Annotated in this window: 18 protein-coding genes and 1 pseudogene; 5 read left to right on the forward strand and 14 right to left on the reverse strand. The window is 69.9% G+C overall.

Annotated features, from left to right (window positions below):
* Window positions 1–397: 397 nt before the first annotated feature.
* Complete coding sequence (locus MTF69_RS42125) at window positions 398–841, reverse strand: hypothetical protein (RefSeq protein ID WP_243342121.1); 444 nt, start codon at window positions 839–841, stop codon at window positions 398–400.
* 862 nt (window positions 842–1,703) lie between these two features.
* Between MTF69_RS42125 and MTF69_RS42130 the strand changes: the two genes are divergently transcribed.
* Entirely contained in the window at window positions 1,704–2,006 is a 303-nt protein-coding gene (locus MTF69_RS42130; RefSeq protein WP_243342122.1) for a hypothetical protein, read from the forward strand.
* Between the two features lie 242 nt (window positions 2,007–2,248).
* Here the strand turns inward: MTF69_RS42130 and MTF69_RS42135 are convergent, their stop codons facing one another.
* The 6 genes from MTF69_RS42135 to MTF69_RS42160 all read right to left on the reverse strand — a co-directional run bounded on the left by MTF69_RS42135 (window position 2,249) and on the right by MTF69_RS42160 (window position 7,412).
* Window positions 2,249–3,376 (reverse strand): integrase, encoded by a 1,128-nt coding sequence (locus MTF69_RS42135; protein WP_243342123.1) that lies wholly within the window; start codon window positions 3,374–3,376, stop codon window positions 2,249–2,251.
* A gap of 417 nt (window positions 3,377–3,793) precedes the next feature.
* Complete coding sequence (locus tag MTF69_RS42140; RefSeq protein ID WP_308401525.1) at window positions 3,794–4,153, reverse strand: helix-turn-helix domain-containing protein; 360 nt, start codon at window positions 4,151–4,153, stop codon at window positions 3,794–3,796.
* A 14-nt stretch (window positions 4,154–4,167) separates the two neighbouring features.
* A complete protein-coding gene (locus MTF69_RS42145; protein ID WP_243342137.1) occupies window positions 4,168–4,500 on the reverse strand; it encodes a tyrosine-type recombinase/integrase in 333 nt (110 codons plus the stop codon).
* Window positions 4,445–4,999: a hypothetical protein gene (locus MTF69_RS42150; RefSeq protein ID WP_243342138.1), complete on the reverse strand. Its 555-nt coding sequence runs from the start codon at window positions 4,997–4,999 to the stop codon at window positions 4,445–4,447. The genes MTF69_RS42145 and MTF69_RS42150 overlap by 56 nt, the downstream gene beginning before the upstream one ends.
* A 337-nt stretch (window positions 5,000–5,336) precedes the next feature.
* Window positions 5,337–5,753: an ATP-binding protein gene (locus MTF69_RS42155; protein WP_243342125.1), complete on the reverse strand. Its 417-nt coding sequence runs from the start codon at window positions 5,751–5,753 to the stop codon at window positions 5,337–5,339.
* A gap of 3 nt (window positions 5,754–5,756) precedes the next feature.
* The gene (locus MTF69_RS42160) at window positions 5,757–7,412 is read right to left on the reverse strand and encodes a Mu transposase C-terminal domain-containing protein (RefSeq protein ID WP_243342126.1); all 1,656 of its coding nucleotides are present in this window, start codon (window positions 7,410–7,412) and stop codon (window positions 5,757–5,759) included.
* Window positions 7,413–7,626: 214 nt separating this feature from the next.
* Here MTF69_RS42160 and MTF69_RS42165 point away from each other — a divergent pair, with 214 nt between their 5' ends.
* Window positions 7,627–8,385: a DUF4253 domain-containing protein gene (locus MTF69_RS42165; protein ID WP_243342127.1), complete on the forward strand. Its 759-nt coding sequence runs from the start codon at window positions 7,627–7,629 to the stop codon at window positions 8,383–8,385.
* 514 nt (window positions 8,386–8,899) lie between these two features.
* Here the strand turns inward: MTF69_RS42165 and MTF69_RS42170 are convergent.
* Complete coding sequence (locus MTF69_RS42170; RefSeq protein WP_243342128.1) at window positions 8,900–9,070, reverse strand: hypothetical protein; 171 nt, start codon at window positions 9,068–9,070, stop codon at window positions 8,900–8,902.
* A gap of 665 nt (window positions 9,071–9,735) precedes the next feature.
* Between MTF69_RS42170 and MTF69_RS42175 the strand changes: the two genes are divergently transcribed.
* Window positions 9,736–10,275 (forward strand): 2'-5' RNA ligase family protein, encoded by a 540-nt coding sequence (locus MTF69_RS42175; protein WP_243342129.1) that lies wholly within the window; start codon window positions 9,736–9,738, stop codon window positions 10,273–10,275.
* A 60-nt stretch (window positions 10,276–10,335) separates the two neighbouring features.
* On the opposite strand, the pseudogene MTF69_RS42180 reads toward MTF69_RS42175, so the two are convergent.
* Window positions 10,336–10,482: pseudogene (locus MTF69_RS42180) on the reverse strand (AAA family ATPase); the annotation flags it as partial.
* A 483-nt stretch (window positions 10,483–10,965) separates the two neighbouring features.
* Here MTF69_RS42180 and MTF69_RS42185 point away from each other — a divergent pair.
* Window positions 10,966–11,757 (forward strand): DUF2785 domain-containing protein, encoded by a 792-nt coding sequence (locus tag MTF69_RS42185; RefSeq protein ID WP_243342130.1) that lies wholly within the window; start codon window positions 10,966–10,968, stop codon window positions 11,755–11,757.
* 34 nt (window positions 11,758–11,791) lie between these two features.
* On the opposite strand, the gene MTF69_RS42190 is transcribed toward MTF69_RS42185, so the two are convergent.
* From MTF69_RS42190 to MTF69_RS42205, 4 genes are all read right to left on the reverse strand, one after another.
* On the reverse strand, window positions 11,792–12,142 hold the full coding sequence (locus tag MTF69_RS42190; RefSeq protein WP_243342131.1) for a hypothetical protein: 351 nt from the start codon (window positions 12,140–12,142) through the stop codon (window positions 11,792–11,794).
* 1,496 nt (window positions 12,143–13,638) lie between these two features.
* Window positions 13,639–14,166: a hypothetical protein gene (locus MTF69_RS42195; protein WP_243342132.1), complete on the reverse strand. Its 528-nt coding sequence runs from the start codon at window positions 14,164–14,166 to the stop codon at window positions 13,639–13,641.
* 100 nt (window positions 14,167–14,266) lie between these two features.
* Entirely contained in the window at window positions 14,267–17,377 is a 3,111-nt protein-coding gene (locus MTF69_RS42200; protein ID WP_243342133.1) for a hypothetical protein, read from the reverse strand.
* Window positions 17,374–20,595: an ATP-binding protein gene (locus tag MTF69_RS42205; protein ID WP_243342134.1), complete on the reverse strand. Its 3,222-nt coding sequence runs from the start codon at window positions 20,593–20,595 to the stop codon at window positions 17,374–17,376. The genes MTF69_RS42200 and MTF69_RS42205 overlap by 4 nt, the downstream gene beginning before the upstream one ends.
* A 737-nt stretch (window positions 20,596–21,332) precedes the next feature.
* Between MTF69_RS42205 and MTF69_RS42210 the strand changes: the two genes are divergently transcribed.
* The gene (locus MTF69_RS42210) at window positions 21,333–21,473 is read left to right on the forward strand and encodes a hypothetical protein (RefSeq protein ID WP_243342135.1); all 141 of its coding nucleotides are present in this window, start codon (window positions 21,333–21,335) and stop codon (window positions 21,471–21,473) included.
* On the opposite strand, the gene MTF69_RS42215 is transcribed toward MTF69_RS42210, so the two are convergent.
* The gene (locus MTF69_RS42215; protein WP_243342136.1) at window positions 21,461–22,273 is read right to left on the reverse strand and encodes an ABC transporter permease; all 813 of its coding nucleotides are present in this window, start codon (window positions 22,271–22,273) and stop codon (window positions 21,461–21,463) included. The two genes, MTF69_RS42210 and MTF69_RS42215, sit on opposite strands and share 13 nt — an antisense overlap.
* Window positions 22,274–22,356 lie beyond the last annotated feature (83 nt).

Here is a 22,356-nt window from a genome sequence, read left to right on the forward strand (position 1 = left end):
TGCGCTCGGCGGGGCTTGGCTTCGCCAAGCCAGGGCCGGCCCTCTGGGCCCGGAGTCCTCCGCTTCGCTGCGGACGGCTCGGGCTCCGCTTCGCTCCCCCCGAGCGGCTCGCTGCGCGAGCCAGGGACTCCCGTGCTGCGCACGGGAGGTGACCCCGTTTCACGGGGTTCGGGCCTGCGGCCCGTTGGGCGGGTCCGCTTCGCTCCCCCACCCTGAGGCCCTTCCGGCTACGCCGCAGAGCGGGCTCCTGGTCTGCGGGGCTCCCTGGGGCGGTCAGAGGGGTTCGAACTCCGCTCGTGGCTGCACCGATGCTGCTCAGCCTCGTGGCGAGCCGCCCTCCTCCCCTACCCGGCCTGCCCTCTGGAGATTGTCGTGCCCCACGCAGGCACAGCCGCGGCTAACCCTTGGTGCAGACCACAGTCACCGAGATGAGGTCCTGGGTGAGCTGAAGATCCGGATGCCTAATCTCGAAGGTAGTGGGGCTCATCGCTGCGCACCCACTCTTCTCCGAGTGTAGAAAGCCTTCCTTGTTTTGCGCTGAAGGCTTCCACTTCTCAGCTGACAGCTCATCAAAGCCCCTCTTCAACGCATCCAAAGACGTCTTCTTGTCATGCGGCTCAAACAGAGTGATTACCGTTTCTCCCTCTCTCTTCGGCTTCGGCTGAGCCAGCTTGATTCCGGCCCCCAACATCACCTTCTTCACCTCGTCGGCCGCCTCCTGCGCAGAAGACCAACCTGAAACCTGCGCGGAATGTGAACCCTTAACTTCTTCGCCCCGGCCAGAACCAGACTCCGGCTTATCAGACTTACCAGCACAACCAGTCACGAAGGCTGCAATCACAAAAAACGTCGCTACTGACCGAAGCCGCACAATTCCCCCTCATAGCCACAACGGCTCATCTACATTCGGTCAAAAGTTTCACACAACCCACCGACAGAAAGACCACTGCCCCCTAGACAACGCTTGCACCCTAATAACACCATTTCACCAGCCGAGAATCCGGGGTTGGTTGGGAAAGCGCGTCCGCTCCTATGCCCCAACCCCCTTCCGGCTTCCATATACGCCTCCGGGCCCAGGCCGCTGTGACCCGCCCCGCGGGCGGCCAGCGATCGGGAGGGGTTCGCCCTGATGCCGGAAGGCGACCGGCTGCCAGCCTGATTGCCGACCCCTTCCAGCCCGGGGGCCAGAAGCCAGAGAGGAAGCGAGGTGTATCGGAGCGGGTCCCACAGCGCTGCGCGCTGTGCCAGCGAACCGCTTCGCTGGCACAGCGGGAGGGCGTTTCGCGCCCTCAGGGGCCGGCCCTTCGGGCCGGTGTCCTGCGCTGCGCTCCGGACGGTTCGGGGTTCCGCTGCGCTCCACCCCGAACAGCCTGCTCCGCAGGCTGGGTGACCCCGTTTCACGGGGTCTGGGTCTACGGCCCGTTGGGCGGGTCCGCTCCGCTCCCCCACCCCGGCCCTTCCGGCTCTGCCTCCAGGACCAGCCCGCTACGCGGGCAGCTGCCAGCGAGGGGTGGGGGGTGGTTTTTGGTCGGCTCCTGGCCTGCGGAGCTTCTGAGGGTGGCGGGGGGCTAGTCTGCCTGCGGCTGCATTGGAGCTGCCAACGCCCCCGGCGCCCAGACCGCTGCGCTGCCGGCTGCCGCGCTCACGAGAAGGGGCGCCGATATTCGGCGGCGGCAGTCATCCCCGGGTGGCAGTCTGGGCCGATGCCTACCTGGACACCATCAGCTGTACTGTTCGACAACCTGCGGTATCTGCTCAACGAATGGGATCCGATCGGCGTCGCCGACCTCTCTCAGGACGAGTACGACTGCATGCTCGCCCCCTTTGTTCCAGCTCCTCCACCGTGGCACCACGCGGGGGAGATCGGCGAGTTCCTCTGGTACGAGCTGGAGGACCACTTCGGGCTGGACCCCGTCGACCACGGGACCGATGCGGTGGCCGACCGGCTGATCGCCTGGTGGTCCGCGGTGGGCCCGGCCCCGGCCGGCGGGACACCGGCGCCCTGAGAACCTCCCAGGGCGGCCGACGGCCGGGCGGCGTGGGCCAGACAAGATCCGAAGGAGATGGCCTAGTGCTTCATTCCTCTATCCGGATTGAGATTGGGCTAGGGGGTATCCCACGCCGGGGCCTGGTCGCCACCTACAGTTCTTGTCGCCGACCGGTGAAACTGCGCAGTGCCCAACCAATCTGCACAGGCTGCCGAGCCACCGAGGAAGACCCAGGCCAGGTATGAGAGCTGCTCAGGTAGCTACCGGTAGTGGGCAGTTCCAGCGTAGGACATGCCCAGGGCCACGGTGAGCTGCTTGACGTCGAGTTCGTCAGCGAGAGTGAGCAGCCGGGTGGAGCGCAGGATGCGCGGGAGGAGGCCCACCGCGGCGATGCTGTCGCGGATGTGCGCGGCGCCGGCCGGGCAGGTGGTCGTTCTCGTGAGGCGGGTCACCAGAACATGCGGGTTGGCCGTGTGCAAGGCGCCGCGGTGGGCAAGGCATCGTTCCAGGGCTCCCCATGTGGCGCTGTCGAGGGCGATGTCGACGGTACGCCCTGGGAAGCGAACTGTCCGGGAGCCGAGGCTGATCTGGTCAAGGGTGAGGTGGCGGAGTTCGGTGGTGGTCGCGGCGTGGAGGAGCGCGGCCAGACCGATGAACGCCTCATGCGGGAGGACATGCGCGTTGGTACTCCAGCGCCGGTAAAGGGCGCGCTGCTCATCGAGGGTGAGCGTGGCGCCCTGGAAGCCCCGCTGCTGCCGGGCTTCCAGGGCAGCGGCGGGATTGTGGAGTACCAGCCCGGTTCGGTGCGCGTGGGAGAAGAACTGCCGCAGCCCCGCGAGCCAGGAAGCTCTGCGGGCCGGGTTGCGGGCCAGGAACGCCTCCAGGTCCGTGAGGCTCACGCCCGCCCACGTGGCGTGCCCAAGGGCGTGGACGTAGAGCGCCAGGTCCCGGACGGTGTCGAGGCGGATCTCGATGGTCTTGAGCTGGTTCGGTCGCAGCCCAAGGCGCTCGGCATTCTGACGCTGGGCCACCAGCACATCGCCGAAGGCGCGGACGGCGGGGCGCAGCGGGGCCGGGACGGCCTGGATCCGGCGCTCCCGGCGGGCGGCGGCTTGCGTGTCCTCGGTGTCGCAGGGTGGTCCGCGGAGCTGGTCGGCGTGGAAGAAGTCGGCGAGCGGCCGTGAGAGCCAGGCAACGGTGCTGCGCGCGTGAGTGAGCAGCGTGTCCGGGTCGGTGGAACCGGCGTCGATGACCAGTCGAGCCGTATGAGTGAGGACGTCAGCAGCGTAGAAGGTGTGGCGGTGCGTCGTCAGATGCGCGGTGAAGGAACCCCACCAAGAGGGCGGGTCAGGCATCCGGTCGGCCCAGCTGGCGGCGCGGGTCTCCACCGTGTGAGGCGAGTGCTCGTAACAGCTCTTGCACATGCCCCGCGCCCACTGCGCCAGGACACCGTACCCCGAACAGGCCGCGAGCGGCTCGGCCCTCGCCGGATCGGAGCACGGACGGCATCGCTGGGTGGCGGCATTGAGGGTCCGCCGGCGCCCGCAACGCTGACACGGGCCGAGGGCTGGCCGGCCCACCGTACGACGACGACAGGCCGCGCACATGGGATCCGCCGAGCGCCTGCCGCCACCACAGCCCGGACACGTACGCACGCACCATGCGCACAGGCCAGTGCCGGGGCGCAGCCAGCGCAGCTTCGTGCAGCCCGGGCAACGGCCCTGGACGGCGTCGGGAACGGACGCTGCCATGCGATCTCACATCCGCCAGGTAGGAGAAGGGGGAACGAAGGACGATCCCGCACGTCACAAGGGAGGCAGTGACCGCGTCTCGACGGCCCGCAGTGGGGCACGCGACGGCCGTCCGCCTGTCACCTCCAGCGCTGGCACCGGGCCGGATGGTGCAGGAGTCAACACGAGGAGATCTCCAGGAGCACAGTCGAGAGCCGCACACAGGGCAGCCAGGGTGGACAGCTTCACCTGCGACGGCTGTTTCGTGAACAGGGCGGACACCGAGGCCGGGGACAGGCCGAGACCCGCCTTCTCGGCGAGCAGTCGGCGCAGCTGGGTCCCCGTCCACACGCCGCGCTCCGCCGCGGTCATCCGCAGCCGCCACTCCACTCCGGGGACAACCACTTCCGATACCGGTGATCCCGATCGGTTCATTGGACTCGCCTTCCTCAGCCGGCCAGCACCCGGACAGCAGAGTCGGTAGCGCGCCGCCAGGCGTCCTCGACGAACTTCTGCGACGGCTTCACGTACGCCATGGTCGAGGCGATGTGGCGGTGCCCGAGGAGCTGCTGGACCGCGATCAGGTCCATGCCCCGCTCGTACTGGTGCGTCGCGCACGCCCGGCGCAGCGCGTGCGGAGTGAACCGCTCGTCCCAGCCCACGCCCTCAAGATCGAGAAGGCGGGCCAGACGGTCCCGGACCGTCCCCGCCTTCAGGGCCTGGCCGTCATCGTCGCAGAACAGCGGCGCGGTGGCAGGGAATAGCGGTCGGACGTCGGCCAGGTACCAGTGCCAGGATCCGGTCCACGCCCTCCAGCATCGGCGCCCACCGCGGCCGCGGCCCCGAGGTGTTCGCCGCCTTCCCGAACCGCACATGCAACTTCCCCGACGGCCCCAGGTGCGGATGAACATCGGCCTGGTCCAGACGTACCAGTTCACTCACCCGGACCGCCGAGTGATACGGCGTACGCAGCAACGCGTAATCCCGCGCCATGACCCGGTAGTCCGACGCGACCGCCACCTGGGAACGGACGAAAGAGAAGAACGCCTGCAACCTCTCACGGCCGGGAGGCGGCCCCACCGCGGCGTCGTCACCGGCATGCCGCACGTGGTTGAACCGGTCGAGCCCGCCGTCACCGACCGGCACCCCGAACACCGCACGGACCTGGGCCCCGTACCGCGCGGCGACAAAGCCGTGAAAGGCACGGAGCATCTGCAGGTACTGGCGGCGCGTGCCCGGTGCCAGACCCACCGCGGCAAGGGCGTGAAGCATCTCGTCCACGTCCTCCGCGACCACCTCCCACACCGGACAGTCGAAACGCCCCAGGACGCGCGCCAGGAGCGAGGTGTACCCGCGGACAGTCGTCGGCGAAAACCCCCGCACCACCCACGTCCGCGCGAACGCCTCCGCACACCCAGCCTGAAACACCCACGGATCCACCCCACCATCAGGGTTAGCCAGCCCGCCCTCGACCAGCTGCAGACCGCCCCGCTCCCCCACACCCACCACAACACCCGCCCAGCCGTTGGTTAAGGCAGCACCTGAACGACCGACATGCCACCAACGAACTCAACGACCAACCAGCCGGACAGCAACCCCCAACAGCGAAACAACCGGCTCATCCACACCACATCTTCGACAGCCACTGCGCCTCGTCACAGACCAGGACATGCGTCTCCTCCAGAGCTCCGCGCAGCATCCGGTCGAACTCGATCGGCTGCCCCGGCGGACGCCCCTGCAGACCCAGCGCGTGGAACAGCTCATGGCGCAGGTCTCGAGTCGAGGGGCGGGAACGGAACTGGATCCGGCGCGTCAGCCTCGGCGCGAGCTCACGCAGCGAGGTATTCACCGCCAACGACTTGCCCCGGCCCGCCTGCCCATAGATACAGATCATGGCCCGGGCCTCGATCGCGACGCGGATGTTCTCCCGCACCATGAGCAGAGCACGCGTGGAGACCACCTGGGCGCCCGGCAGGCGCATGAAGTGGTCCTCCCGCTCCCGGGGCAGCCGACCCTGTCGCTCAGCAGTCACCATCGCTCAACGCTCCCCGCTGTCGTCACGTACACCAGCCGCTCCCGGCGGCCCGCCATCAGCTGCCTGCCCCGCATCCGCCTGCGGGCCGGCCGCCCGGCGAGGTCGGACAACCGGGCGAGCCCAGGAGGCCGGGGGCTCACGAGGCGGAATCAAGTCCGGCAGTGCGCGGGCCGCCAAATCCACGCCCCTTGACCTGGCGATCTCTGCCTCCGCCTGCGAAGAAGTGACCGTGCGCCGCGGACGGGGCGCAGCAGCCGTGGTCGTGGCCGTGTAGCGGGTCTTGCGCAGCTTCTCCGCCGCCTTCAGATCCGCCTTCAGCGCGCGGGCCTTCTTCTCCCTGACCGAACTCAGCGCACGGCGCTGCTCCACCGTCGCCGCCTGGGCCAGATAGGCGGTCCCCAGGTGCCGGCCCCACTCCTCGGTAGAGAACACCTCGATCTGCCCGTCGTAGTGCGGCAGATACCGCAACCGCACCCGCATGCCCACGTTCCCCGCCATCCACGGCGCGATATAGGCACGACGCCGCCACGCGATCCCGTTCGTGGTGATCTTCCGAACCCTGCCGTCATCCTCCATCGCGAAAAACGCGAGCCGCTCCTCCGCGACGTCCTCGACCGGCGCCCCATCCGCCTCCCACGCCGCCAACGGCGTCAGGCTCGCGTCCAGACCGGCAGGGTGGTGCTCGGTGTTCCACCACGCCACCCAGTCCAACAGGATCTTCACGAAGTCCGGGTACGAGAGGAGGTCCTCCACTGGATCCGGGTGGTACGCCTCCGCGGCCCGGGCACGATGCGTATAGCCCGGCAGCGAGACCAGCAGCATCTCCTCCACCGCACCGTTCAGGGCCTCGACGGTGCCCTTCCGGTACGGCTTGTACGCCGGCAGATCATCCACCGGAACCGCGAAAGCGCCCAAAGCCCGGGAGACCGCCTTCGATAGAAAGTCCTTACCCCGGTCCACCCGCACCCGCCCCGGCAGACCACCGAACGGCCCGTACGGCTCGGTCCGGCTTATCCCCATACGCAACGCGGCCAGCACCGCGTCCCGGGCCGGCTCATGCGGAGTAACCGCCACACCCACGATCGCCTTCGTCGCCACATCAATGAACCACGTCACCCACGGACACACCGCAGAGCCTTCAAGGTCCACGCGTACCGGGATCCGCTTGTGATCACCCTCCCAGCAGGCATTCCTGTGCGTCCGCGGGCGCTTGCCGTACACGTCAAACCGGCGCCGGGCAGCCTCACCACCCTTCAGGCCCGCCCGCTCCCCCGCCGACAAGTCCTGCCGTACAGCGCGCTGCAGAGCACGAAGAGAAGGCACCGAGTCCGCAACACCAGCCTTCACCGCCTCGGCGACCAGCTCACGGTGGACCGCGGCAACATTCCCACCCCACACCGCCAGACGCGCACGGACATCCGCGCTCACACCAGTCCGCGCCGGCGTCCGGGCCGACAGACGCCCCTCACGCCGGGCCACCGACACCCAGTTCCACACCGTCCGAAGCGACACTCCCAGAGCCTCAGCGACCAGACGCGCATGGTCGGTGGTCAACTCGCCCCGGGAATCCAGCGCCACCAGGCGTGCCACCGCGCCCTCACGCCCCACACCCGGCCGCCACCGCGGCAGGTCCTCGCTGGCAGGAACCTGATCGGACACCCCTCACCCCCAGCCGGAACCCCGCACCATCCGACTGTCCACACCCGGGACCGTCCATCCCGACACGCCGACCAGACCAACACGAACGAGGGAAGCGACGGGATACGGATTGCCATCCGCCCTCACCAGGAAGCCGGAAATCCTGCACAGCTAGCATCCACACGTGCACCCCGAGCCTCGATCGACCCTTAGGACCCCGCTCCCGCCCGGCCGGATGATCACATCCGACGAGGGCGACGGAGATGTGCAGCCCCTTTGGCTCAGCGATCGGCCCGCCCCGGTCGACCTGTGGGCACAGATCCAGGCCGAGCACACAACCTCCGGTCTCTGGCCACTACTCCTCGACTCCCTGGATTCAGACGGCGGCGACTTCCGCCCATGGGGATCAGGCGAGATCTTCCCCGAGCAGATGTCATCCCCGGCGAGCCATGACCCGGCCGGCCTGCTCGCGCAGTGGTGGGCGGCCCACACCGCCATCGATGAAGACGACGTGCTCCCCGCCCCAGAACGCCTCGCCGTCACAGCCCCCTTCGGCCAGAGCTGGCCCGGCCTCGCGCCCAGCCGAGAAACAGCGACGAACGCCGACCAACTGGCCGGCGAGTACGCGCAGGCCTTCCTCACCGACCGACCACAATCCCGACTGGGGCTGGTCATCGCCGCGTCCGGCGCCCAGGCCCTCACAGCCGCAGGCTGGGCCGGGCCCTGCAACTACGACGACGACACTGCAAAGTTCTCCGCGGTCATCGCGGATTGGGAGCACCGCTTCGGTACTCGCGTCGTCGCGGTCGGATTCTCCACCCTGCACATCAGCGTCGCCGCTCCACCGATGAACCAGGAAGACGCTCTCCTCGTCGCCGCTGAGCACTTCGCCTTCTGCCCGGACAACATCTGGCAAAGCAGCCGCCCTCACACACTGGCCGCGTACGCCGAACGACTCACCGGCGCACACAACTGGGACTTCTGGTGGGACTGATCATCCCCGCCGCAACAGGACCCCCACGCCCTACACGCACGACAACGGACCTTCACCGGAAAACGACAGCGACCTTCACCAACCGAACGACACCCCAGCAACGCGGTAGCCAACCCCGCCACACCCACCACCAGTGAAAACCCATGACGCACACCCAGTGCACATCACACGACGCGCATCACCCGCCGAACAAGCCGAAGGACGATGCCCCGCTGGTGGATCACCATGCCTGGCGCAAAACAGCGCCGCCGCCAGTCCTCGACGTGGATCCGTGTCGAGGACTGGCGGCGGCGAGTACAAGCCTGCGGCCACTGCAGCGGTTCAGCGGGCGCCCGTGACACTTATGCCGAAACCCATCTCGCGATCATCGGGGCTGGTCTGCGACCGCTCCGTCCGGCGGGCAGTCGCCGTAAGACCAGCACCGAACTGGTACTCGTCCGGCAGACCGCCTGCTGATCAACCAGCAGGCGAACCGCCCGGGCGACACGCGCCGATTCAATCGCTCCTTGGGTTGTTACCGCTCGCGTGCTCGGAGGAACGCCATCACGGCGCCCACGAGGGTGAGGCTGATGCCGCCCACGGTCAGTGCGAGGGCCGACGTCTCGTGGGTGTACGGCAGGGATGCCGCCAGCACTCCCGCGGTGATCAGGAGCAGCACCGCTCCGGCGATCTCACGTTCACGCATGTGTCACCTGCATCCGTCGTTGTAGCTCGAGTATTGCCCGGGGATCAGACCGGGATACCCGATGGGCCACTTGAGCTTGATGCAACGACGGTAGTCGACCGCCTGCTTGGCGTGCCAGGCGATGACTGCGGCGTTGAGCCAGATCCACTTCAGCAGGATGAGCGTTGGAGAAGAGGGCCAGGGCGCCGGCGACGGTTGCCGGCATCTCGGACGCCGACTTCATCCGCAGGGTCTCCCGCTTGTTGAAGTAGATCGCCGTGGTGCCCCGCGGGTTGCTCGCCCGGGCCATCCTCACGGTTAGTGGCGGAACCACTCGACCCGAACCACACCCCATTGCCATCCCGGCCCCCTCCGACCGGCAGAACCACCCCGCTCGACAACAGCAGCACACCGACCGTCAGCACGAACAGCATGTCGGAGTGCTTTCACCCCACCGAGCGAAGATCACCAACAGCATCCAGAAGGTGAGCCAGAACCCTTCAACCGACAGCGCTTGTTCGTGGGTTCCGGCGGCGTTCAGTGATCATCGGCACTCTGGATGTTCACGGGAAATAGCGGCAGCGTCGTGGGCGTCCCGCTCGTAGACCTGCTTCGCAGATCGTCGTGATCGTTCCACGGGAAAGGAGCCGTGCTGTTCTGCGGCAGAGGTGACACCATGCGGTGTCATGGCAGATGACAGCACCAGTACGTTTCAGGCGGGCCAGACGGGGCTCATCGTCCGGATCTCGGAGGCAGAGCCGGCCGTCCGCGGGTGGCGTGAACGGCTCGACCCCTCAGCCCAGGCCGGGGTTCCAGCCCACATCACCGTGCTCTTCCCGTTCCTAGACGAGAGCCGAATAGATGCGCTCGTCTACTCCGCTCTCGCGGAGGTGTTGGGCAGCCGCCAGGCCTTTGACCTGCGGTTTGAGAGATATGGACGGCTCCCGGAAGTGCTGTATCTCGTTCCCGAGCCTGACACGCAGTTGCGGCAGCTCACGGACGCGATCGCTGATCGTTGGCCTGAGGCTCCGCCGTATGGTGGCCGGTTTGCCGAGATCGTGCCGCACCTGACCATCGCTCAAGGGCAGGAAGATGCCGTCCTGGAGGAGATCGAGGCCGACCTCGTCGGCAGGCTCCCGTTCACGTCTCACGTCTCGTCGGTTGAACTCATGGTGCACGACGGCGTGAAGTGGCAGGAACGGGCGTCGTTCGCACTCGGAGAATGACGCAGGTCATGAGGCTTGGCTGGCCCGCTGCCCTCGGGCAGTGGACCAGCGTGGGGCCAGTCAGCTGGCGTTAGCGTGCTCGGCGCGGGCTCGGGTGCTGGCGAGTCGGTAGGAGTCGGTTCCGGTCCCGATGATGGTTCCGTTGAAGGTGAGGCGGTCGACGATGGCCGCGCAGAGGCGGGGGGCGGTGAACGTCTTGGTCCACCCAACTGGGGCTGGCACTTGTTCCCCGCGAGGAGTCTGCCCTGTCACCTGGCCGTAGGCGGGTCCTGGGCGTCTCTTTGACGTCCACAACTCCTCCGGGTTGACCTCCCGGACCGGAGTCGGATCGGCCTGCCACACCTCGAGCGGAGACCGCCCGCCCAGCGGCTTCGGGTGGTGGGAGGTGTTCCACCACTCCACCCAGTCCAACAGGCGCGAGGTGAAGTCCTCGAAGTCGAGCAGCACCTCGTCCTCGGGCCGCGCCCGGCGCCGGCCCGGGCGCGGCTGACGCACGCACCCCGGCAGTGCCGCCAGGAACATCGACTCCACCGCCCGATTCAAGCCCTCCACCGTGCCCTTCAGGTGCGGGGTGTAGGCGGGCAGGTCCTTTAAGAACTACTGGGTTTGATCGGGTAGTTGATGAGGCGAGGTGGATACCTGGGCGTAATTCGCAGGCGTGGAGCAAGGGAAGGACCTATTGTGCCCGTCATGATCGACTGGAAGAGCGTCGAGGCCGCCGATTGCGCCGTGCCTGCTGGCCGGCCCATGGACGACCTCGTGCGCGAGCTGTCCCGTGCCCTGGCAGATCCCGATCCGCTGGTCCGGGACGGCGCGCCCTACACCGTCCTGGAGACCTGGATCGCCCACGGGGTGATCGGGAGGCCCCAGCGGCTGGAGTTGGGGGACGAGATGGCCGCCCGGTTCACCGACCCGAGCATCCAGGCCCGTACCTTCGCTCCCCTCGTACTCGAGATGCTGGTGGCGGCGGGGGACTTCAAATCCGGCTGGGTGGAGGCGTTCGAGGACTGGTACCCGGCGGAGGCGGATCTGCGCGGCCACGACGAGACTCTCGGCTGGCTTCACGCGGTGGCGCACGGCGCGGACCTGCTTGCCGGCTTCGGCCTGCACCGCGAGGTGGCACCGGTGCGGATGCTGGACCTTGCCGCCGCGCGGCTGACGGCGCCCACCGACCACGTCTACGACCAGATGGAGGACGACCGCCTTGCCCGGGCGATCGCCCGAGTCCTCACCCGCACCGACCTGAGCGAACGTGAGGCCGTCCGGTGGCTGGATCCAGTCGCCGACCGTTTCGGGGCCGACCGGATCAGCGCCCCGGTACCCGCTCACCTCAGCAACTGCCTGCGTACCCTGCGCCTGCTCTACGTCCTCGCCGACCGGGGCGTGCGGCCCGCCAGCGAACTGCCCGCCCAACCGCTGCACCACCGCGACGCGGTCAAGTCCAGTATCGCCGCCGCCCTCGACCGGATCGTCAGACGCTAGAGGTCCTTTGGTCGTGGCTATACGCGGACAGGGCCTATCCCGGCCCCCTCCGCGTCCGCTCCTCCCCCTCAGCGTCGGGACCGTCGGAACGTGGCCGTTCGGCGGGCGGCGGGTCGCCTTCCTCCCATACGTCGTGCCCGGCGGGCGCCTCGCTCGTGCGTCGACCGGTGTCACCTCCGGTGTCCCGCCCCGTGTCCCGGCTGCCGCCTGCGGAGAAGTTGGAGCGGGCGGAGGCCGCGCCGGCCTCGAACTCCGCGCTCGCGAGCCCTGCGGCGATGCCCGACATCACCCCGCTGGCGACCTCGACGGTCACGTCGATCACGGTTTCCGCCACCTTCCCGGCGGTCTCCGCCAAGGACCCCATCGCCTGGCCGAACTCGTCCATCGGACTGTCGCCGCCCGCGCCGCCCGCGCTGGCGGCACCGGAGGCATCGGCGGCGCTGCCTTCGCGCGAGGCGGATTCGGGTCGTCCCGGCGGACCCTCCTGGGCTGCCGTGTCCCGCTGGTCGGCCTGTTCGGGCGGGCGGCTCCGCGAGGCGTCGGCCCCCTCCGAGGATCCTGCCGGCGCTGTTCCGTCGGCCGTATTCGGCCGCTGTCCGGTGGCGTCGGTGGTGTTGGGGGCCGGAGCACCATCGGAACGGGAGGGGGAGGAGGACGGAGAGGACTCGCCGCGCTCCGTCTGGGCTTGCGCCGGTTCCGGCCGCGCGGCCGACGGCTCTTGCGGTGGGTCCGATGCGCGCGTCGAGGACGGGTGGTCATCCGCGGGTACGCCGTCCTGCGCGCTCCGCGTACCTCCGTCCCGTACCGGCTGCCCTCCGGTCTCCGCCGGGGCTCCGTCGCCGGGCGGCCGGGTGGAATCCGCGGCCTGCCCGGACTGGGACTGCGGATCCCGCTCTGCAGAAGCGGGCTGCGCCCCCGGGGGGTCGGACGGCCGGTCTCCTGCCTTGGGATCCTGCGGACGGGCCTCAACCGGCTCTTTCGGGGGTGTCGTGGCCTCGGGCTTCTGCGGGCGTTCCGCATCGGGGGTGTCCGGGCCCTTGCCTGCTTGGCGATCTTCCGGAGGGGGGTCGATTATCAGATCCTCGTCGGCGGGCGGCTCCGACGGCGGTTGGCCGTCCTTGCCCTCCTGTGGCGTCTCCGGACCCGCCGCAGGGGTGTCGGCCGTCGGTGGCTCGCCCTGATCGGGTCCATCAGGCGTCTCGCCCGTCGGCCGGCCGGGTTCCGGGGTGGGCTGCGCCGTTTGTTCCGGGGCGGGCCCGGAGTCCGCGTCGCGCTGCGCGCCGGGCCCGTGATCCGCCCGGTCGGGCCTGGTCTCCGGCTGCCGTGGCCCGTCTGCGTCGGCGCTCGCGCTCGGCTTGTCCGTGTCCCACGACAGGGCCGACAGCTGGGTCGCCGTGCCGTCCGCCTCTTCCCGTTTTCCGGCGCCGCCCTCTTGGCTGCGGTCGGCGTCGTCGGCCTCCCGGTCCGTGCCTTCCCGCCGACCGTCGCCGCCGCTCTCGCTGTCGCCGCCGCTGTCGCCCGCAGCCTCCGCGCGGCTCCCCGGGTCCGCCCCCTTGTCGGGACCGGGACCGCCGGTGGTCTCGGCGGGCGGAGGCGGTGGGGGGGATTCCGGGCCCCGACCGCTCTCTAGCGCCACCGGCCCTCCCCCCGCGCGAAGGCGAGGGGCGCGACGGCAACCGCGTCTGCCGCGGTCCCGGTCCTGGTCCCGACCACGGCCACGGCCACGGCCACGGCACCCGACCTCACATCCCCCATCACGCCCCCGTTCGATGTTTGCAGCATGGTCGCCCGCCATCGGGGCCCTGTCAGCCCCCGTGCACCGCAAGACGGCGGCTTGACGCGAAATCACCGTTCACCGACCGGAGTCGGCGCCCCTCCGGCTCAGCTGCCGCGGAGGAACTCGGTTGCCTGGTGGCGCAAGGCCTCGGGTGCGTCGGACCAGGCGGGAGTGGCCATCAACTCGCGCAGCCTCACTTCCTTCACCTCCCGGGGCGCATTCGCGCGCAGACCCAGGTGGGACCAGACCCGCTCGAGGTCCTCGTACGGCAGGGGCCAGTGGGCGCCGGAGGCGACCTCGGTGGTGCCGGACGGGGCCGGGACGAACACTTCGTCGGCCGTGACCGCCGGAGTGATCTCGACGAGGTCGAGTTCCAGCCGGGCGATGGCATCACGAAAGAGCGTGCGGTACTGGGCGACGGCGGCGTCCGAGGGACGCTCCCCGTCGTGGAACAGGGCGAACACCCATCCCGCCTCGTTGATGCGGGAGAGGTCGAGGACGAGGCGCGTGCCGCTCTCCGGGTCTGTGAAGGAGCGGTGCGCGATGCTCGCCGCCGATCCGGGCCCCTCCGTTCGGGGCGTCTCCTCCAGTTGGAAGTTCTGCAGGAGCCACCGCAACCGGTCGGGCGTCAACTCTCCCCGAGATAGCGCACGGAGCGCGGGCCAAAGCATGGTGGTTGTTCCCATCTACGGAGGATGTGTGCGGACTGGGTGAGCGTACGGCGCGTCCGGCTCACGCTTCTTCTTGTCCTGTGGTCTCGGCTGATGCCCGCGAGAGCGGCCGTCGGATGCGGTGTCCGTCGGGCGGGAAGGTCGCCGAGAGGCGAGCGGAGTGATGGTCGGCCGCTTCGGCCATCGTGCGTAACGCCTGGACGTGGGACTGAGTGAAGCGAACGGATCCGACGACGGCGGTGGCGACCGCTTTGGCCCGCTCGGCCGCGACCGCGAACTGGGCGATGCCGTCCCGGGGATCGGCCTGGGGGGTGCCCTCGGGATCGCTCTGGGAGGCGTCCTCGGGATCGGCCGGAAAGGGCAGCTCATTCCAGGCGTCGCGGAGCGCCGCGACCGCGGGGTGCAAGGACGACGAGGAAAGCTCCGACCCCATGTAGGTGGCGACCCACTCCCGACCCCGGTCCCGCACTCCGCGCGCCCCCTGCTCCAGCTCGTGCACCGTCTGTGCCTCGTCGCCTCCGGGACCGTAAGGCTGCTCTTCGGGCCGGTGGATGACCCAGTCCGTGGCGCGGAAGTGGGAGGAGAGGGGTCGGCCGAGCCGTGTCGCGTCGAAGGGGCCGCTGGATTCGAAGACGCCCAGTGATATGGGTCGGCCCAGTTCCTCCTCCCAACGGACGGACCAGGCGTCCAAGGCCGGACCGGCGCCGCGGACCGTTGCGTCGTCAACGTAGCCGTGGCCGTCCATGAAGCCGCCCCCGTAGCGCTCGGTGTGTCGTTCCTTCCAGTGTTCTCGGGCCGCTCTGACCATGGCGGTGCTGTTGATGTCCAAGTCGATGTCGCTGGGCTTCGGGTCGATGCCCAGTCGCCACATCAGGTCGAAGGGGCGGCGTGTCGACGGGCCCTCTCTGTCGCCGACCCACTCCTGGAAACGCTCCGACGTCTCGGAGCCGGCGACGAGGTCCTGCGGCTGAGGGACCGTCTTGTGGATGCCGGAGTAGAAGTCGGCCCCGCTCCCCTTGATCCTGATGTCGACGGCCGAGGGGCCGATCCCGTCGCTGTCCAGGGCCGCCAGCATCTCCGTGCGAAAGTCTCGATAGAGCTCGGGGGTCATGCCCATGGGCGCCTCCCCGGTGACCAGCCACTTGATCTGAACGGGGTTGATGCGGAGGAAGTCGAGGTCGCGCTGGGTGATGGCATAGCCGGATTCGTCCTTCGGCCACCAGTCGGGGGCCGGCTCCGTACCGTCGAGGACCCGCAGGATCAGGTCGTCGAGCGGGACGTTGCGGTCGAGCTGGTGCGGGATTCGCAGGGGTTGCCACTGACGTGCGTCGACGGCTTCCGCCCGGGCCGTGGGGTCCTCCGTCGCACGGTCGTTGGCGCCTGTGGCGAGGACGGGTGCTCCGAGAGCGATGCTGCTCGCGGCCGTCTGCTGCGCCGCGGGCGCCGGAGGTTCACCCCGTGCGACACCGTCCAAGGTGACGGGCCTGCCGCCGGGCAGCAGCACCCACTCCTTCTGCCCCAGGTAGCCGATGCCCGTCAGGGGGAGGGCGAGGATGTCGCGCGCGGGCGTACGGTCCACCAGGACGACGCCGCTCCCGCCGCGCTGATCCATCCATTCGGCCACGATCGAGCGATCGGCAGACCAGCTCGCCAGCGGCCGCTGACCGGCCTCCACGGCCTCGCCGACCTCCTGCCCTGCCCAGTCCGGCGTCGGCGCTCCCTCCGCCCAGGTCAGTGCCCGGTAGGAGAGCACCTCGGTGACACCCCGCTCGGCGAGGGTCTCCTGGGTAAGGTCGTACTGGCTGCGCAGGAAGTCGTGCAGCGCGTCCTTGTTGTAGAGCAGTTCGAGGCCGACGGCGGACCCTATTTTCGCGTCCAGCTTCCATTCCAGGACCTCGGTCAGACCGAACTCCTCGCGGGTGGCCTCCTGTAGCGCCAGCACCCTCACGTTGTTGTTGGACCCGTACGACCATGAGCCCATCAGCTCGCTGACGGCGATCATGCGGACCAGGCGGTTGCCCTGCGGGGTGTCGAGGCGCACCACACGGTCGTCGGCGTGGTCCGGGTTCGCTTCGACGAGTTCGTCGACGTGCAGGACTTCGGCGCCCATGGACGGGTACTGCTCGTTGTGCGGTACGAGTACGTAGCGGCTGTCGCCCAGACGGTGCGCCATGTCGTTGCCGATGTGCAGGCCCATGGCGGCAAGGACGAGTTCGGGCGTGGTGGACGTCATGCGGTCGGCAAGGGCCTGGATCGCGATGGTCTTGGCCTCCGGGGTGTCCGTGATCCGGCCGTCGTCCGTCAGGAGCGCCTCGCCCACGCGCTGGAATTCCACCCGCGCCGGCGATCCGGGGGGAGGGGGCGGCAGGTGGTGATCGGTGCTGTCCGTCCGCTCCCGCTCGGCCTGGACCTCCGTGGTGCCTTCGGCCGGAGTGGGCTCCTCCACCCCGTCCGGCGCCTGCTCCGCGGGTTGGACCTCCCCCACGGCTGCGACGTTCGTGTCGGCGGTGACCCGGGGGGGCAAGTCCGGGGTGGGCGCCTGCGTGTCGGCAGTGAGGGGGGCGAGGGTGTCGGGTTCGTCGGCGTCTTCTTCGGTGGTGTCGGTGGCTTCTTCTGTGGCGTCGGTGGCTTCGGCGTCTTCTTCTGTGGCGTCGGTCGAGTCGGCGCCGTCGTCCCGTTCGGGGTCGCCCGCCACGGGCGGTACCGGATCCCGATCGTCCACGTCGAAGGGCATCGCGGAAATCAGGACCCGGGTGTCCGCCTCCTCGGACTCCTGCGGCTCCGCCGTGTCGCCGGGAACTCGTAACCCGGTGCTGTCCTGAGGGGATCCATCGTGCGTCTCGGTGGTGTCGTCCCGATCTACGACGACACCCGGCGAGGCACTGTCGTCCCGGCCGTCGCTGTGGTCCCGGCCGTCGGTGACGTCCCGCCCATCGCCGGCATCCCGCCCGGAGTCGGATGTGCCGGTCCCCTCGATGGCGTCGGAATCGCGGTCCTCCGGCGCACCCTGCGGAACACCCTTGCCCTCGGCCCGTGCCGTCTCCGTGGACGCTCCGGTGCTGCGGCCGACATCCCGTGCGGTGGATACATCGCCCTCGTCGGGCAGCTGCGGCGCGGGTGGTGGGGTACCCGGTTCGGGCGGGATGGCGGCCTGGTCCGAGGCACCTGTCATGAGCGTGGCTCCTTTCCGCGGGCGCATTCGATGGCGACGCGTTCCGCGGCCTCCTCCACCAGCGCGTCCACCAGTTGCCCTGGGGCGCAGGCCAGTCGAAAGGCACGCTCGACGTGTTCCTGGGTGGTGCCCCCCGTCACCGCGGTCACCGCTTCGCAGAGGCCGCTGCGCACGACATCGCCGACCCGGCCATGGGCGCGGTCGGGCCCGTAGCAGGCCAGGGCGCGGACCTGTAGACGGTGGTCGGCTCCCGAGGTCCCGGTCAGGACGATCCCGCGGGCCTCCCACTCCGCCGCATGGCGCGGGTAGCCGTGCGGTCCGTCGGGCCGTTCCTCACGAGCCAGGTGGATGACTTCGAGGACGTCCCGGAAGCGGTAGTTGGCGTACGTGAAACGTCGGCGGTCCTCTGCCGGCGGCTGCGTGTCGAACAGACGGGCCGTCAGTACGGCGTGCAGACGCGCGCCGAAGTCCGCCGGGTCGACCTCCCCGCGCATCAGGGGCTCGCGGGCCGCGACCGCCCGCTCCACCGCGTAGACGAGGGCACACTCCAGGTCGCGTTCGGCCAGGGCCGTCAGGGTGCCCCGTACGGTGGGCGAGGGACCGGGCGGGGGCATTCCCATGGCCTGCGCCGTTGCGGCAGCCTCGACCCAGAGCAGGTGCAGCGGTGCGAGGGAGCGGTGGTGGGCGTCGTTCATCGTGCGCAGGGTGCAGGGACTGCTGAGGCACGAGGCGCCGCAGAGCGGGCTGCGGCTGCCCAGAAGGGGTGGTTCGGTACAGACCCCGTCGGTGCCCTCGTCCCCTTCGCCGTGCGGGACGGCGGTCAGCACCGGCCGGTCCATGCCGTCGGCGGCCACGGCCGCGCGCCCGGGGCGGAGCGCGACCACGCTCTCGCTCTGCTCGGGCTGGAGGTTCATGGTCGCGCCCACGGACCGGCGGTCGTCCTCCGCGGGCAGCCGGTGCATGACCTTCAGCGCACTGTTCTTGATCACGTCGGGAAGGATCTTGCTCGGGATCTGCTCGACGATGACCACGCCCTCCCCGTAGGCTCGGATCTCGGCCAACAGCGAAGCGAACAGTTCGACGGCGGCGGCCGCCGGACCCGACTCGACGTTCTTCAGCAACCGGTGGGCCTCCTCGACCACCAGGACGTGGCGCAGCGGTACCCCGCCCCCGCTGTGGTGCACGCGCAGGTGCTCCACGATGCGGATCAGGACGGCGCCGATAAGGAACGCCTTGTCCTGGTCGTTGGTGATGGTCTCCAGCTCCAGGACGACGTTTCCGGCCAGGAGTTCGGCGACGTCAAGCGGGTGACCGCCCTGGAAGAACCTTCCGGGAGTGCCTTCCCTCAGGGATCCGATGCGGACGTCCACGAAACCGCGGACGTCCGCCGTGACCTCCCGCCCGTATCCGATCGTCTCGACCACCCGCTGGGCGGTGCTCTGCAGGTCCGCCAGGGTCGGATACTGCGCGGCGCGCGGGACGTCCGGTTCGTCCAGGAGGAACTTGGGCTTGTTGGCCGGGCGCGGCTCCCCCGTGACGAGGTCCCAACCGGCAGCCGTGTAGCACTGGGTCAGGGCCCGTGCGAGCACCTGCGGGAAGGGTTCGTGGCCCTCGAAGGCCGCGAGGAACAGGGCCCGTACGAGGTCCACGTGGCTCTGGAGTGCGAACCCCGGCTCCGGCTCCAGGGGGTTCAGGGAGGCCGGGGCGACGTCCACGTCACCCGGCCGGATCACGGTGACCCGGGAGAACGGGGACGGCCCGGTGGCCCCCGGGTCCCCTTCCCCCGTGGCCGGCTCGGCTCCGGCCGCCCGGTGCGGCGCGAGACGGCCCGCCATCCTCGCGTACTCGGCCTTGGCGGGTTCGACCGCGAGCCAGGGAATGGGCCGTCGGTGGGTGGAGAGTTCCGTGAGCAGGCTGCGCACTGTCTGGGACTTGCCCGAGCCGGTGGCGCCGCAGACGAACGTGTGCCGGTTGAGCGTGGCGCGGGAGACGTACAACGGCCCGGAGCCCGTCAGGGACTCGTCCAGGACGTCGCCGAGCAGGAACCCGTCGCCGGCCGCCTCCAGGGCGTCCGGGCCGGCATCGGAGCTGCCGTCGGAGCTGACGTCGAACCGGTTCGCCGTCACGGTCTGGATGCCCGGCAGTTCGCGGGCGGGTGGCCGGGCGAGCGCCGCCACGAGCTCGGCCGGGGCCGTGAACGGGCCCCCTCCACCGGGCGTCCCCGCAGAACCGCCCGCCGTACCGCCCGCGGCGCCACCCTCCGTACCGCCCTCCGCCGACACTGCGGCGGCGAGCGTTACGGGTTGCCGGGCGGGGAGCAACACGTAGGGCAGGTCATCGAGTTCACCCGAGCCGCACAGCAGCGCCGCCGAGGCCAGAGCGCTCTCGGGGCAGTCGGCGCCGACGAGCACACGTACCTTCCAGAGCCCGGTGGCCAGCGCCAGCGTCAGTTCCCGGTAGCGTGCCTCGGCCCGTTCGGCAGCTATCCGGTCGGCCTCGGAGTTCTCGCGCTGCCGCAGCCGGGGCAGGGAGACTCCGAGCGCCGCACGTTCGCGTTCGAGCCGCTCGTACGGGACCGGCTCGGCCAGGACCAGCCAGGCGAAGGGGTCGGGCAGATGGGCGGCCGCGTCGTCGAAGGAACCACGGCGCTCGGTAGGCAGGGACCGGCCGTCCTCACCCAGGCGCAGTGGTTCGTGCATCCCGCCGCACGGCACCCAGTACGGCATGCGGCCCAGGAGCCGGGCGACGTGGTCCGGCGGTGTCTCGCGGGCCGTGGCTCCGGGCGGATAGCGCAGCGGGTGTTCCCGGCCCCCTTCCGACTCCTCGCCGGCGGGTGGGAAGAAGGGCAGGCCACCGGCCAGGAAATGCAGCGGCGCGTGCCGATCGGGACGGATCCAGGCCACGGCGAGGCCGACCCGGTTCGCGCCGTCGGGTCCGCTCCGATGGGAGAGCACCGCGTGGGCCGCCGTCAGCGCCGCGGTGAGCTGGGCGGGCGTACGGTCCGGCGCCTGCGGGTCCTCGGGGCGGCGGGGAATGGTGAGCAGCCGGTGGAAGCGGTAGCCGGCCAGCGCGGCGACCGGGGAGGCCGGGGAGACCACTGCCCGGCCACCGTCGCCCGCCGCCACGCTCGTGTCGCCGTCGGCTTCGCCGACTCCACCGCCGACGTTCGCGAACGCCCCGCCCTCTAATGCCCCACCCACGTCCGTGCTCCGACTCATGTCGGGCTCGCTCACGTCAGGCTCGCCGGGTGGCGGACACGCCACCCGCCCTCGCGTGCTCCCGGCCCGATGCCTTGTTCCGGGCGCGGACCCGCCGTACCGGCCCTGACTCGGTGTCGGTCACGGTGTCGCTCATTCGGCCTCCCGTCTGATGTGGGAGCATCCTGGCCCGGCCCGGACGATTTCCGTCACGGGTAGTGCGTCCCCGGCGGCACGGTTGTCGTGAACTGGCCTCTGAATGACCGGTTCCGCCCGCCCGACCTCCCCGCCGGGCGTCCCCCGGCCGCCGGCCTGCCCCTCGGCACGACCGAGGGCCTCGTCCAGTGCCGCAGGGACCGCAAGGGACCTCGCCGACCGCTTCGTCCTCTCTCTTTTTTCCCCCGAGGCGCGGGGAACAGACTTCGGTCTGCGTTGAGCTTGCCGTTTAACCTCCGGTGGCCGGCGAAGGAGGTTCGTTCCGCTCGGTACCGCCGGGGAGCTATGCGAGGTAGGCGGTGGCCTGGGCGGCGTCGTAGAGCCGCAGGTGTGAGCACCGGAGCCGGCGGCCACAGGGGTGCGCACGCGGGAATGTCCGGCGGACCGGGTGCCGCTGGCCGTAGCGCGGGCGCCGGACGGCAGCGCGCCTAGTGACCTGCCAGCCCTCCGCCGTTCCGCGACGGGCGGCCGGGACCGGCACGGGGACGGCGGCCGGCCCTGATGCTGCGCCTGATGGGCGACGGGCTGGTGAGCCGACGGTGATGACCAGGCACGACTTCTCCTTCACCCACGTTGAGGAGGCCTACGGCCGTCTGGACACGGCCGTGCCGGGCATGATCAAGCCGATGTTCCTCCTCCTGCGGAGGCAGACCCCCGCTCCCGTTCCCGTTCAGCGGTCCTGAGAGCGGTACGCGCGCATCGCGAGCGGCATGAACACGGCGGCGATGCCCGCCGCCCAGACCAGGGACCACAGGATCGGCCGGCCTGCGGGGGTGCCGAGCAGGAGCCCGCGGAAGGCGTCCGAGAGGTGGGTGACGGGGTTGACCTCGACCCATGCCTGGAGCCAGCCCGGCATCGTGTCGACTTGGGCGAACGCGCTGCTGGTGAAAGTGATCGGGAAGATGAAGGTAAAGGCATAGACCTGTACCTTCTCGGCGTCCCCGGCCACCATCCCGATGAGCACCGCCGTCCAGGAGACGGCGGCGGCGAAGATCAGTACCAGCGCGGTGCCGCCGAGGAAGCCGCCGATGCCCCCGGTGACCTCGAAGCCCAGCAGCATGCCCAGCGCGACCATCAGGACGATCGCCCAGAGCTGCTTCGCCAGGTCGGCGGTGATGCGTCCGAAGAGCGGCGCGGAGCGGGCGATGGGCAAGCTCCGCAGCCGGTCGAAGACCCCCTTCGTGAGGTCGGAGTTCAACGACATGGCTGTGTACATGCTCATGAAGAGGGTGTTCTGGACGATGATCCCCGCGAGCGCGTACTGGAGGTAGTCGCGGGGAGTACCGGACATCTGCCCGCCGAAGACGTATGTGAACAGGAATACGAACATGATCGGCGTGATGCTGTAGTCGACGAGTTCCAGAGGGTTGTGCTTGACGGAGACCAGGCTGCGCCACGCCATCGTGGCGGTCTGCCGCACGGACGCCAACGGGCGCACCCGGCCGCCGCGGCCCAGGGAGTCGGTGATGGTCGTGGACGTCATGACGGGCTCCGTAAGTTGTTAGGCGGCCCGGGAGGGCCGGATGTGGCTAATGACGGCTTGCCAGTCGTGGCTCGCAGGGAGTG

It is taken from the genome of Streptomyces sp. AP-93 (genome assembly GCF_022808175.1).
Lineage (GTDB): Bacteria > Actinomycetota > Actinomycetes > Streptomycetales > Streptomycetaceae > Streptomyces.

Bases quoted from the DNA above. Each gene is read 5' to 3' on its own strand.
- MTF69_RS42130 (WP_243342122.1), top strand. From the start codon at position 1,704: ATGCCTACCTGGACACCATCAGCTGTACTGTTCGACAACCTGCGGTAT.
- MTF69_RS42140 (WP_308401525.1), bottom strand. From the start codon at position 4,153: ATGAACCGATCGGGATCACCGGTATCGGAAGTGGTTGTCCCCGGAGTG.
- MTF69_RS42155 (WP_243342125.1), bottom strand. From the start codon at position 5,753: ATGGTGACTGCTGAGCGACAGGGTCGGCTGCCCCGGGAGCGGGAGGAC.
- MTF69_RS42165 (WP_243342127.1), top strand. From the start codon at position 7,627: ATGATCACATCCGACGAGGGCGACGGAGATGTGCAGCCCCTTTGGCTC.
- MTF69_RS42170 (WP_243342128.1), bottom strand. From the start codon at position 9,070: ATGCGTGAACGTGAGATCGCCGGAGCGGTGCTGCTCCTGATCACCGCG.
- MTF69_RS42175 (WP_243342129.1), top strand. From the start codon at position 9,736: ATGGCAGATGACAGCACCAGTACGTTTCAGGCGGGCCAGACGGGGCTC.
- MTF69_RS42185 (WP_243342130.1), top strand. From the start codon at position 10,966: ATGATCGACTGGAAGAGCGTCGAGGCCGCCGATTGCGCCGTGCCTGCT.
- MTF69_RS42190 (WP_243342131.1), bottom strand. From the start codon at position 12,142: ATGGACGAGTTCGGCCAGGCGATGGGGTCCTTGGCGGAGACCGCCGGG.
- MTF69_RS42200 (WP_243342133.1), bottom strand. From the start codon at position 17,377: ATGACAGGTGCCTCGGACCAGGCCGCCATCCCGCCCGAACCGGGTACC.
- MTF69_RS42205 (WP_243342134.1), bottom strand. From the start codon at position 20,595: ATGAGTCGGAGCACGGACGTGGGTGGGGCATTAGAGGGCGGGGCGTTC.
- MTF69_RS42210 (WP_243342135.1), top strand. From the start codon at position 21,333: ATGACCAGGCACGACTTCTCCTTCACCCACGTTGAGGAGGCCTACGGC.
- MTF69_RS42215 (WP_243342136.1), bottom strand. From the start codon at position 22,273: ATGACGTCCACGACCATCACCGACTCCCTGGGCCGCGGCGGCCGGGTG.